Origin of the sequence: Nocardia sp. NPDC050712 (assembly GCF_040654295.1) — a bacterium.
Lineage (GTDB): Bacteria > Actinomycetota > Actinomycetes > Mycobacteriales > Mycobacteriaceae > Nocardia.
On sequence record NZ_JBFAHT010000003.1, the window covers coordinates 536172 to 548347 of the forward strand.

Consider the following 12176-nt stretch of genomic DNA (forward strand, 5'->3'; position numbering starts at 1 on the left):
AGTTTCCAATCCTTCATCAGGGTCGTTCGCGAGCCATGCCTTCATCACGCGAGATCGCTCTTCAATCCGAAAGGTGGTTGGGCCCTACCGGATTCTCCCCGAGCAGTGTGAAGACAGGCGCATGCAACAAGAACGGTCCGAGCGTAATCCAATCGAAGCAAAGATGCGAGATCCATTACGCGATCAGCACGTTTCAGCTACGAGTCGATACAACACCGAGTACTAAGCCTGGCCTTACCGCCAGGAGCGCGAGTGTCGACGTTTACGGTGGTGTTTCGCCCGGACTCACGAGGGATGGGTATCGGTCGAGTGAATTTGCTCACAAGCAATTTGCAGGTCAAGCCCCAGGAAGAGGGGGCTCTCCGCAACGGCCGATCCTACAATGAGTCGAGTAAGTTACCGGTGGGTAACTTACTGGCGGTTACGATACGAGCCAACCGGTGGTCGGTAGGTCACCACAACAGCTCGTGTTGCCTCTAGAGAAAGGTCGCGACATGAATGCCCTGACAGTGACGCTGGGCGTGATTGGGGCGGCGCTCACCCTCGTGTGCTGGGCGTCGTTCATCGGCGGCGTCCGCAAGATCGCTCGCACAGTCATGCTCGGGCAGAGTGCACCGGATCGGTGGCGGCCGTTCATTCCGCGCTTCAAGCAGATGATGGTGGAGTTCCTCGCGCATACGCGCATGAACAAATTCCGCACCGTCGGCTGGGCGCACTGGCTGGTCATGATCGGCTTTCTCGCCGGCTTCATCCTCTGGTTCGAGGCATACGGGCAGGTCGTCGACCCGCACTTCCACTGGCCGATCATCGGCAGCTGGGGCATCTACCACCTGGTGGACGAGATCCTCGGCATCGGAACGGTCGTCGGCATCGTCACGCTGATCATCATTCGCCAGCTGAACCATCCGCGCGTGCCCGAACGGCTGTCCCGCTTCAGCGGCTCCAAGTTCGGCCCCGCGTACGTGATCGAGTCCATCGTCCTCGTCGAGGGCCTGGGCATGATCTTCGTGAAGGCCGGCAAGATCGCGACCTACGGCGAATCCCACACCTGGTCCGACTTCTTCACCGAGCAGGTCGCCAAGCTGCTGCCCGCCAGCCCGGTCATGGTGTCGATCTTCGCGCTGATCAAGCTGCTCTCCGGCGCGCTGTTCCTGTTCCTGGTGGGCCGCAACATCACCTGGGGCGTGGCCTGGCACCGCTTCTCGGCCTTCCCCAACATCTACTTCAAGCGCGAGGACGACGGCGGCGTCGCGCTGGGCGCCGTCAAGCCGCTGACGATCGAGGGCAAGCCGGTCGACCTGGAAGCCGTCGAGGATCTCGGCGAGGACGCGGTCTTCGGCGCCGGCAAGTTCGAGGATTTCACCTGGAAGGGCATTCTCGACTTCACCACTTGTACCGAGTGTGGTCGCTGCCAGTCCCAGTGCCCCGCCTGGAACACCGGTAAGCCGCTCTCCCCCAAGCTGCTGATCATGTCGCTGCGCGACCACGGCTACGCCAAGGCCCCGTACCTGCTGGCCGGTGGCCGCAAGGACGCGGGCGGCGACGAGGTCGGCCTGGTCGACGCCGAGGGCAAGCCGGACGAGGCGAAGCTGGCCAAGATCTCGGCGGCCGCCAAGGCCGAGGCCGAGCGTCCGCTGGTCGGCGGCGAGGATGTGCACGGCATCATCGATCCCGAGGTGCTGTGGTCCTGCACCACCTGTGGCGCGTGCGTGGAGCAGTGCCCGGTCGATATCGAGCACGTCGATCACATCATCGATATGCGCCGCTACCAGGTGCTGATCGAGTCGGAGTTCCCCTCCGAGCTGGCGGGTCTGTTCAAGAACCTGGAGAACAAGGGCAACCCGTGGGGCCAGAACGCCAAGGACCGGCTCAACTGGATCAACGAGATGGACTTCCAGATCCCGGTCTACGGGCGTGACGCCGATTCCTTCGACGGGTACGAGTACCTGTTCTGGGTCGGTTGCGCCGGCGCGTATGAGGATCGGGCGAAGAAGACCACCAAGGCGGTCGCCGAGCTGCTGGCCACCTCGGGCACCAAGTTCATGGTGCTCGGCCAGGGTGAGACCTGCACCGGTGACTCGGCGCGGCGTGCGGGCAACGAGTTCTTGTTCCAGCAGTTGGCCCAGCAGAACATCGAGACCATCAACGAGGTCTTCGACGGTGTGGAGCAGGCCAAGAAGAAGATCGTGGTCACCTGCGCGCACTGCTTCAACGCGTTGAACAACGAGTACCCGCAGATCGGTGGCACCTACGAGGTGGTGCACCACACCCAGCTGCTCAATCGCCTGGTGCGGCAGAAGAAGCTGGTGCCGGTGGCCTCGGTGACCCAGAACGTCACCTATCACGATCCGTGCTACCTGGGCCGGCACAACAAGGTCTACAACGCGCCGCGTGAGCTGATGGAGGCCTCGGGCTCGACGTTGATCGAGATGCCGCGCCACGGGGAACGTTCCATGTGCTGTGGCGCCGGTGGCGCGCGGATGTGGATGGAAGAGCAGCTCGGTAAGCGGATCAACGTCGACCGGGTCGACGAGGCGCTGGCGACGATCGATTCCTCGCCGGGTGCGGGGACGAAGATCGCGACGGGTTGCCCGTTCTGCCGGGTCATGCTCTCCGATGGCGTGACCGCGCGTCAGGACGATATCGACGCGGCCGATCGGGTCGAGGTCGTCGATGTTTCGCAGTTGATGCTGGATGCGATCACCCGCGTGGATGCCAAGCAGCTGGGTGAGAACCTGGTGGTCATTCAGGAGCCCAAGCAGGTCGAGGCCGAACCCGAGCCGGAGCCGGAACCGGTTGTGGCCGAGGCGGAGGCTCCGGCCCCGGCGGCGGCCAAGCCGGCCGGTGGTGGCTTGGCGATGAAGGGCGGCAAGGCGCCCGGTGGCGGATTGGCCATGAAGGGTGCGAAAGCTCCCGGTGGCGGTCTGGGTATGAAGGGTGCCGCCAAGGCGCCCGGCGCCAAGGCCGAGGAACCCGCTGCCGACGAGAAGCCCGCGGCTCCGGTCAAGGGTCTCGCGATGAAGGGTCCGGCGAAAGCGCCGGGCGGTGGGCTCGGGATGAAGGGTGCCGCCAAGGCGCCCGGTGCGAAGGCTGCCGAACCGGCCGCCGACGAGAAGCCCGCGGCTCCGGTCAAGGGTCTGGCCATGAAGGGCCCGGCCAAGGCGCCCGGCAAGGGTCTGGCGATGAAGGGTGCGGCGAAAGCGCCCGGCGCCAAGGAGGAATCGGCGCCTGCCGAGGCTCCGGCCACGGAGGCTCCGGCCGCCGAGGCTCCGGCCGCTCCCCCGGTCAAGGGGCTCGGTATGAAGGGCAAGGCGAAGGCGCCCGGCGCGAAGGCTCCGGGGGCGAAGGCTCCGGCCGCCGCGCCGGCTGCTCCGGCGGAAACGCCCGCGGAAGCCCCTGTCGCCGAGGCGGTGCCGGCCCAGGCCGAAGAGATCAAGCCGACGGTCGCGGCCAAGGGCCTCGCCATGAAGTCCGGGTTCAAGCGACCCGGGCCGAAGGCTCCAGGCGCTGCGGCTCCCGCCGAAGCGGCTCCGGCAGCAACGGAGTCGGCAGAAGCGGAGTCGGCAGAGGCGGCTCCGGTCGGAACGGCCCCGGCGGACTCGGCTCCGGTCGAAGCGACTCCGGTCGAGGCAGCTTCAGCCGAAACGGCCCCGGCTGACTCGGCTCCCGCCGAAACGGCTCCGGCGGAGCCCACCCCGGCCGAGGAAGCACCGGCTACCGCTCCCGAGGAGCCGGCCGCCGAGGCGGATCAGCCGGCCAACGGCAACGGCAGCACCTCCGTGGCGCCGCCGACCGCCAAGCCCGGCGGCCTCGGATTCAAGTCCGGCGCCAAGGCGCCGGGCAGCCGCAAGAACTAGCGCAGAACAGTTCGGCCCCGGATCCCTTCCAGGATCCGGGGCCGAACTGTTTGCTGAGCCGGCAGTACTAAGAGGCCTTCGTCAACGCCGCGTACCGCGCGAGGTGCGCGTCACTGCTACCGAATTCGGATTCGATCGCCGTCAGCCGCTTGAAGTAGTGGCCGATCGCCAATTCCTCGGTCATGCCCATCGCACCGTGCAACTGCACCGCGTTCTGGCCGATGAACCGCGCGGCGCGGGCGATGGTGACCTTGGCCGCCGAGGTGGCCCGTCCGCGGGCCGCCGCGCTCCCACCGAGTGAGTAGATCGCCAGATAGGTGGCGGCGATGGCCTGTTCGAGCTCCATATACATATCGACCATGCGGTGCTGCAGCGCCTGGAAGCTGCTGATCGGCACGCCGAACTGCTGCCGCTGCTTGGCGTATTCGACGGTGTCGGCGAGCACCTTGCTCATCGCGCCGACGGCTTCGGCGCAGATCGCGGCGATGGCCTCGTCCACGGTCGCCTCGATCGCCGGCCACGCCGCACCCTCGGCGCCGAGCAGGGCCGTGGCGGGCAGCCGGAGCTCGGTGAACTCCAGGTCCGCGGCCAAGCGGTCGTCGATGGTCCGGTACGCGTGCACCGTGACACCCGCGGGCGGGGCGGCGGCGTCGAATTCGGCGAGGAACAGCGAGATTCCGTCCTTGTCCCGCCGTGCGCCGGCGGTGCGGGCCGCGACGATCAGGTGGGTGGACAGCGGCGCGCTGGTCACCACGACCTTGGTGCCGTCGAGCACCCACTCGTCACCGTCCCAGCGGGCGGTGGCCGAGACGTCGTGCAGGGTACTGCCGGAGGTCGGCTCCAACGCGCCGAACGCGATCCGGGCCTCCCCTGCGACGATCTGCCGCAGGACGTCTTCCGCCGCTTTGCCGCCGCCGCGGCGCAGCAGTCCCGCACCGATCACCACGGTGTCGACGAACGGTTCGACGACCAGCGCGCGTCCGAGTTCCTCGGCGATGACCATCAATTCGACCGGCCCGCCGCCCATCCCGTCCACGTCCTCGGGCAGTGTGGCGCCGAGAATGCCGAGCTCGTCGGCGAATCCGCGCCATACCTCGGGCTGCCAGCCCGCGCCGGTCTTCACCGCGGCGCGGCTGCGTTCCAAGTCGTAACGGGCGCTGAGGAATCCGGCGAGTGCCTGGCGCAGGAGTTCCTGCTCCTTACTGAGTGAGAAGTCCATCAGAGCCCCAATGCTGCTTTGGCGAGGATGTTTCGCTGAATTTCGTTGCTGCCCGCGTAGATCGAGCCCGCGCGGTCGTTGAAGTAGTGCAGCGGCGCGACCGCCTGCCAGTCCGCGCCGCTGACGTAACCGTCTGCGGGCGGGGTGTATTCGGCTACGGGCCCGCCCGGCTTGGTGGCGTGCGGCTGGTAGACCCGCCCGCGCGGACCCGCGGCTTCCAGCTTCAATTCGGTGAGCTGCTGGCTCAATTCGGTGCCGAGCACCTTGAGCATGGAGGACGCCGGGCCGGGATTCTTGCCCTGCGCCATCGCCGACAGCGTGCGGTACTCCAGGATCTCCAGCACTTCGGTGCGGATCCGGGCTTCGGCCAGCTTGCGCGCGAACGCCGGATCATCGATCAGCGCATTGCCGTCCGGGCCGGTCTGTTCCGCGGCGGCGGTCGCCACATCCTCGGCCAGGACCTGCAGCAGTGGCGAGAGCGCGCCGCCCCGCTCGTGGATGAGCAGGTATTTGGCGACGGTCCAGCCCTCGTCGATCCGGCCGAGCACGTTGGCCTTCGGGACCCGCACGTTGTCGAAGAAGACCTGGTTCTGCACCTCTTCGCCGGAAGACATGACCAGCGGGCGGATTTCGATGCCGGGTGTGGTCATGTCGATGAGCAGGAAGGTGATGCCCTGCTGCTTCTTGCCCGCGCGCGAGGTGCGCACCAGGCAGAAGATCCAGTTCGCCTCGGTCGCGTGCGTGGTCCAGATCTTGCTGCCGGTGCAGATCAGATCCTCGCCGTCTTCGACCGCGGCCATGCTCAGCGAGGCGAGGTCGGAGCCGGACTCCGGTTCCGAATAGCCTTGGCAGAAGAACACTTCCCCGGTCAGGATGCGCGGCAGGTAGTAGGCCTTCTGCTCCGCGGTCCCGAACGCGATGATCGCGTGCGCCACCATCCGGATGCCCATGGGCGAGAGCAGCGGGGCGCCGGCCAGTGTCAGTTCCCGCCCGAAGATGTAGTGCTGGGTCAGGCTCCAGGGCTGGCCGCCGAATTCGACCGGCCACGCGGGGGCGGCCCAGCCGCGCTCGTGCAGGATCTGCTGCCACCGCATGCTGTCCTCGTGGTCCGGGTACACGCTCGTCGCCAGCCGCCCGGCGCGGCGCAATTCCGGCGTCAGCCGCGCCTCGAGGAACGCCCGCACCTCATCCCGGAAGGCCAGATCATCCGCTGACCAGTCGTATTCCATCTGCTCTCCCAGAGGGGTTGCCACACTGCATTACCGCAGGCCAGAACCGGCCCACCTGTCGCCAATGTAAGCCCGCTCACCTCGGAAATCAAACTGATGCCACCCGCCCGCAGTTGACCAGGCGTTCTGGGTCCGCGCAGTTCAGCAGTCCTCGAGGGCGGCCTTCAGGTAGCCCGCGGATTGGTAGAGGTAGTCGTAGGCCCAGCGGACTACCGACAGGTGCGGGCGGGGGTCGACGAACAGCATGTCGCCGGCCCAGCATTTTCCGAGGATGTAGCGGGCGCGCGAGATGTGCGGAGTGAAGGTGACCACGATGACGCGCTGCCAGTCGTTGGCGCGGGCCAGACGGGCCAATTCCCGGCCTTCCCCGCGCGTGGTGCGGGGCGACGGATCGAAGCAGGAGACCCGGAAGCTGTAGCCGCCGTGGCAGATCCGATTGATCATCGCACTGTTGGTGTACGGATCGGAGAACACGACCCAGGGCGCGTAGCCTTCCCGCGCCAGGCGCAACCCGAGCTGTTCGCGACCGTCGTGCGCCCCACCCAGCACCAGGATCGCGTCGGCGGTCGCGGGCGGATCGGTGCGCGGACGCACATAGACCGGCCACAGCGCGGTCACCCCGATCGCCAGCGTGACGACGAAGCCGAGCAGGAGCACAGTCGTTCGTTTCCGGCGCACCGCCACGATGCTAGAGCCCATCCCGCCCCGCGGCGATCAAGCATCAGCGCAGGTCACCGCCCGCGCGGCACCTTGCACTCAGCTACACGAGTTCGGCTCGCCGATTTTGACCACCGACAGCACCGCGTCACCTTCGCCGATGAGCACCCCGGGTGCCGGCGCCTGCGAGACCACGATCCAGTTGCGGTCGGAAATCTGCATCCGGCCCTTGCCGGTGGCGTCGGTCGACCGGGAGTACCACACACCCGCGGCCTGAATAGCGTTCTGAGCGGCCTGCAAGTTCATGCAGACAACGCTCGGCATTGCCACCTGCGCCGCGGCCGGCGCGGCCGGCGCCACCGAAGTCGTCGAACGCGGGGCGACCGTGGGTACAACCGGTGGCGTGGCCGAGGTGATGGGCGCGACCAGGGCCGCACTCGGAGCCGCGGAGGCAGCCGCGGTAATCGGCGTCGCGTCTTTCTTACCGCCACCGACAGCGTTGCCGATGGTGCCGAGGACGAACAGCACACCGAACACAGCGACCACCCACACCCAGACAGGGGTGCGCTTTTTGGGCGGTTGTTGCGGAAAATTCATATCCCATACTCCTGGAACAATTGGCGATCGGGCCGCACCGTGAGCTCCCCCGACAGGAGTTGACGCGGTGCCAAGATGCTCCTCCGAAACGCTCAATAGTGTTGCGTTTCAACAATTCTCGAGAGCACTTCCCTAATCGCCCATAGGGGACAATCCGACTTCCGGTTTGCTCTGCGGGCCGCGGGAGCGCGCGTCATAGCCGTCGCGCACCGCCTGTACATCTGATGTTGCCGCGAGCCTTGCCTCGAGGTCGGGGGGTGGCCACTGTGGCGGATTACCAATCGATCATGCGCTGCACAGTCTTCGGAACCGGATACCTCGGGGCTACGCACGCGGCGTGCCTGGCCGAGCTCGGGCACGACGTGATCGGGGTGGATGTCGACCCGGGCAAGGTGGCGAAGCTGTCCGATGGGGTGGTGCCGTTCTACGAGCCGGGCTTGGAGGAGGTGTTGCGGCGCAACCTCGATGCGGGGCGGTTGCGGTTCACCACCTCCTATCCGGAGGCGGCCGCGCACGCGGAGGTGCATTTCCTGGGGGTCGGCACGCCGCAGAAGAAGGGTGAGTACGCGGCGGATCTGAAATATGTGCATGCCGTGGTGGATACGCTCGCGCCGCTGTTGGAGCGTCCGTCGGTGATCGTCGGGAAATCGACGGTGCCGGTGGGAACCGCTGCCGCGCTGGGCAATCGGGCTCGGGCGCTGACCACGACCGATGTCGAGGTGGCCTGGAATCCGGAGTTTCTGCGCGAGGGTTTCGCGGTCCAGGACACCTTGCGCCCGGACCGACTGGTGCTCGGCGTGGACCGCGAGCGCGAGAACTCCTCCTGGGTCGAGAAGCTCGTGCGCGAGGCCTACGCCGACCTGATCGAGCACGAGGTGCCCTTTCTGCTCACCGACCTGGCCACCGCCGAACTGGTCAAGGCCTCGGCCAATGCCTTTCTGGCGACGAAGATCTCGTTCATCAACGCGGTCTCGGAGGTGTGCGAGGCGACCGGGGCCGACGTCACCATGCTGGCCGACGCGCTCGGCTACGACGCCCGCATCGGCCGCCGATTCCTCAACGCGGGCCTGGGTTTCGGCGGCGGCTGCCTGCCCAAGGACATCCGCTCCTTCATGGCCCGCTCCGGTGAACTCGGCGCCGATCACGCCGTCGCGTTCCTGCGCGAGGTCGACAACATCAATATGCGCCGCCGCACCAAGGTGGTCGACATGGCGGCGCGCGCCTGTGGCGGCTCGCTGCTGGGCGCGAACGTGGCCGTGCTCGGCGCCGCGTTCAAACCCGAATCCGATGACGTGCGCGACTCCCCCGCGCTGAACGTGGCGGGCATGATCCAGTTGCACGGCGCGGTCGTCACCGTGTACGACCCGAAGGCCGTGGAGAATTCGCGCCGCGTCTTCCCGACCCTGAACTACGCCACCTCGGTGGCCGAGGCCTGCGATCGCGCCGACGTGGTGCTGGTGCTCACCGAGTGGGACGAATTCACCGCGCTGCGCCCCGCGGAACTGGACCGGGTGGTGCGGGCGCGGTCCATCATCGACGGTCGGAACTGTCTCAATCGTGCCACCTGGAGAGCAGCCGGATGGGTGTACGCGGGTCTCGGCACACCGTAAAGTTGCACCGATCGCTACGTGAATGAGGGCACGGGGCGCTTGAGCGGGATTGATCATCGCCGGTAAGGTCCCGTGCAGTCGCTGTTGGCTCACGCCGCGGTGACGCAGGCTCGCATGTCGGGAAGCGTGAAACAAGATGGGCAACTGATGAGTTCGGTACTGGGAGTCTCGGTGGGGGCCGGCGCTGTTCGGTTGGCGCGCCCACACGCCGCGAATCCCCACCAGCCCATCCATCCCCAGGGCTTCGACCTGCACACCATTGCGGTGCGCGATCATCGCGGCGAGGAGTTGGCCGCCGAGGCGGTCGGCGTCACCCTGGAGACCACCCCCGATATCCGTGCCACCGCCATCGCCTACCGCGGTGAGCAGCAGGCCCGCGCGGTCCGCGCCGCGATGGCCCGCCAGCAGCTCACCGACTACGAGCTGGTCCCGGAGCTGTTCGCGACCCTCGAATACGCCATGGCGGCAGGCGAAATCCGCGGCATCAACTGCCTGGTCGTCTACGATCTCGGCAGTTCCGGCCTGACGGTCAGCGTGGTCGACACCCACACCCGTGAGGTTCGTTACACCGAGCGCACCAGCGAGATCAGCGGCGATTACCTGGATTCGCTGATCCGGGAGCAGCAGATCGCCTCGGGCCGCATCGCGCATCCGCAGCATCCGGTCGGCCTGGCCGCGCTGGACGCGCTGTGCCGCGAAGCCAAGGAACAGCTTTCGTCCAACACCGCGGTCGCGCTGCCGAGCGAACAGGGCTTGGTCCTGCTCGCCCAGGAGAATTTCGAAGCGCTGATCGTGACGGCGGTCGAGTCGTCGGCCCGGATGACCCGTGATGTCGTCGCCCGCGCCCAACGCCCGGTGCAGGGCGTGCTCGCGATCGGCGGCTGCGCCCGGATCCCCTTGGTCGCCAAGGTGCTCGAGCATTGGATCGGCGTGCCGGTCATCGTCCCGGAGAATCCCGAGACGGTCACGGTCCGCGGCGCCGCACTTCTGGCCCGCCCGATCGCCCGCCCCGCCGTCGCGCCGGCGGCCGCACCGGCCCCCACACAGCAGCAGCCCTTCGACGACGAAGAACTCTCGCCCGCGTGGCTGTCCGCGCCACCGAAGAAGAGCAGGCGCAAGCGCAAGAACGATCTCGCCGACGACGATTGGCTGGGGAGCGACGAGCAGGGCGAGGATTGGGGTGCGGCCCCTGCGCCCCAGGCGCGCAGGCAGAACTACGACGATCTCCCGGACGCCCTGGCCGGCCGGCCGCGCCGCAAGCGCGAACTCAACGGCGCCGTACTCACGGTGACCGCCCTGGTGGTGATCGCCGCGATCGGCATCGGCCTCGGCTACGGCCAGCAGGTGCTGACCCGCGATTCGAACAGCAGCGAGGGCACCACGCCCGCGTCCACCTCCAGCGTGCCGCGCACCACCACCCTGGAACCGCAGATCGCGGTCGCGCCCGCGACCACCACCACCGAGACGGAGTCGGCGGTCGCGCCGCCCCCGCGTCGCACCACCACGACACCGCCGCCGCCCACGCCGGGCCCCAATACCTTTACGGTGCCGTTCCTTCCGCCCATCGTGGTGCCGACTATCCCGCCGGAGTTGTTCCCCGGTCCCCCGCCGGCGGGCTGAGACCGGACGGATCGATGACAAGCGCCCCTCCTGCCGAAGCAAGAGGGGCGCTGTGCTGTTCGCTCAGGTCCGGGCGTGCCGTGCGCGCCGCGGCGGTGCGGGCGCCGCGGGCCCGCGCCCGAACGGCCGCGCCAGCATCACGGCGATGGCCGTGGTCAAGGGCACCGACAGGGCGAGCGCGATACCGCCGACCGAGGAGCGCGCGATCTCGATGGCCACCGCGTCGCCGGTGAGCACGTCCCGGATGGAGCGACCCGCCACGCTGAACAGCAGCAGCAACGGCAGCGCGCCACCGGCGTAGGCGAGCACCAGGGTGTAGACGGTGCTGGCGATGTGGTCGCGCCCGACCCGCATGGCGGCGGCGAAGATCTCCCGGCGGCTGGCGCCCTGGTCCAGCGACGCCAGCTCGAACGCGGCCGAGGCCTGGGTGATGGTGACGTCGTTGAGCACTCCGAGCGAGCCGATGATGAATCCGGCCAGCAGCAGCCCGGTGATGCTGACGTGCCCGATGTAGGTGGCCACGTTGGTGTTCTGCTCTTCGGACAGGCCGGTCAGGTGCGTCATCTCGATCGCCACCCAGGACAGCACCGCCGCCAGCAGCATCGAGGCCAGCGTCCCGAGCAGCGCGGAGCTGGTGCGCAGCGAAACCCCGTGCGCCAGATAGAGGACCGCATACAAGATCGCCGCCCCCGCGACCAGCGCGACCGGAATCGCGGGCTTCCCGTCCAGGATCGCGGGCAGCATGAATCCGACCAGTACCGCGAAGGCGATCACCAGGCCGAGCAGCGCCCGGAAGCCGCGCCAGCGCGCCACCACGATGACCACCACCACGAAGATCAGGAAGATCAGCAGCAGCGGCAGCCCGCGCGAATAGTCCTCGAAGGAGTAGAGCGGGGTCCCGTTCGGATCGGCCTGCCGCACCAGCCGGATCTCGTCGCCGGCTTTCAGCTCGGGTTGGCCTGGCCCGGGCGCGATTTCGAGCAGTGTCTTGCTGCCCTCGTGCGGCCCGGAATCGATGCTGATGAGGCTGCGGCGGCAGTCGTAACCGGCACTGCGCGGCGCGTCGGGCTTGTCGGCGAACACCTTGCCGATCGAGGGACTGCCGCAGGCGCCGATGTCCTGGGCCAGCACGGTGCCCGCTTCGGTCTGCACCGCGCCGCCGCCCGCGTTCTGCATGGGCAGCGGAATGTCGATGTGCTGCTTGCTCGGCCAGAGCAGGAACGCGCCGGCTACGACAGCGATGCCGATGACGGTGAGTAGCCCGATGACCACCCGCGCCGCGGTGTCGCCGATCGCGATGGGTCCGGAATGGTCGTGGTGGTGATGATGGTGCTCCGTCACCAGCCGAGCTTAAAGGATTTCATTTTCAAACTCGCACCGGACGCTG

Annotated in this window: 8 protein-coding genes; 3 read left to right on the forward strand and 5 right to left on the reverse strand. The window is 67.7% G+C overall.

The genetic code is table 11. From position 1 onward, the window contains the following. The first annotated feature begins 494 nt into the window (after nt 1-494). Nucleotides 495-3857: a heterodisulfide reductase-related iron-sulfur binding cluster gene (locus AB0H76_RS23010; protein ID WP_357327449.1), complete on the forward strand. Its 3363-nt coding sequence runs from the start codon at nt 495-497 to the stop codon at nt 3855-3857. A gap of 67 nt (nt 3858-3924) precedes the next feature. On the opposite strand, the gene AB0H76_RS23015 is transcribed toward AB0H76_RS23010, so the two are convergent. The 4 genes from AB0H76_RS23015 to AB0H76_RS23030 all read right to left on the reverse strand — a co-directional run bounded on the left by AB0H76_RS23015 (nt 3925) and on the right by AB0H76_RS23030 (nt 7559). Then, nucleotides 3925-5076 (reverse strand): acyl-CoA dehydrogenase family protein, encoded by a 1152-nt coding sequence (locus AB0H76_RS23015; protein WP_357327452.1) that lies wholly within the window; start codon nt 5074-5076, stop codon nt 3925-3927. Then, a complete protein-coding gene (locus tag AB0H76_RS23020) occupies nt 5076-6305 on the reverse strand; it encodes an acyl-CoA dehydrogenase family protein (RefSeq protein ID WP_357327454.1) in 1230 nt (409 codons plus the stop codon). The genes AB0H76_RS23015 and AB0H76_RS23020 overlap by 1 nt, the downstream gene beginning before the upstream one ends. Nucleotides 6306-6446: 141 nt before the next feature. Continuing rightward, nucleotides 6447-6983: a YdcF family protein gene (locus AB0H76_RS23025; RefSeq protein ID WP_357327457.1), complete on the reverse strand. Its 537-nt coding sequence runs from the start codon at nt 6981-6983 to the stop codon at nt 6447-6449. 78 nt (nt 6984-7061) lie between these two features. After that, the gene (locus tag AB0H76_RS23030; protein WP_357327459.1) at nt 7062-7559 is read right to left on the reverse strand and encodes a hypothetical protein; all 498 of its coding nucleotides are present in this window, start codon (nt 7557-7559) and stop codon (nt 7062-7064) included. A 287-nt stretch (nt 7560-7846) separates the two neighbouring features. Between AB0H76_RS23030 and AB0H76_RS23035 the strand changes: the two genes are divergently transcribed. Both AB0H76_RS23035 and AB0H76_RS23040 read left to right on the forward strand, forming a co-directional pair. After that, the gene (locus tag AB0H76_RS23035) at nt 7847-9169 is read left to right on the forward strand and encodes a UDP-glucose/GDP-mannose dehydrogenase family protein (RefSeq protein WP_357327462.1); all 1323 of its coding nucleotides are present in this window, start codon (nt 7847-7849) and stop codon (nt 9167-9169) included. Nucleotides 9170-9316: 147 nt separating this feature from the next. After that, nucleotides 9317-10789: an Hsp70 family protein gene (locus AB0H76_RS23040; protein WP_357327465.1), complete on the forward strand. Its 1473-nt coding sequence runs from the start codon at nt 9317-9319 to the stop codon at nt 10787-10789. A gap of 63 nt (nt 10790-10852) precedes the next feature. Here AB0H76_RS23040 and AB0H76_RS23045 read toward each other — a convergent pair whose 3' ends face one another. Next, nucleotides 10853-12133 carry a YibE/F family protein gene (locus AB0H76_RS23045; protein WP_357329825.1) on the reverse strand — a complete coding sequence of 427 codons (1281 nt, stop codon included), beginning with the start codon at nt 12131-12133 and terminating at the stop codon, nt 10853-10855. Nucleotides 12134-12176: the final 43 nt, after the last annotated feature.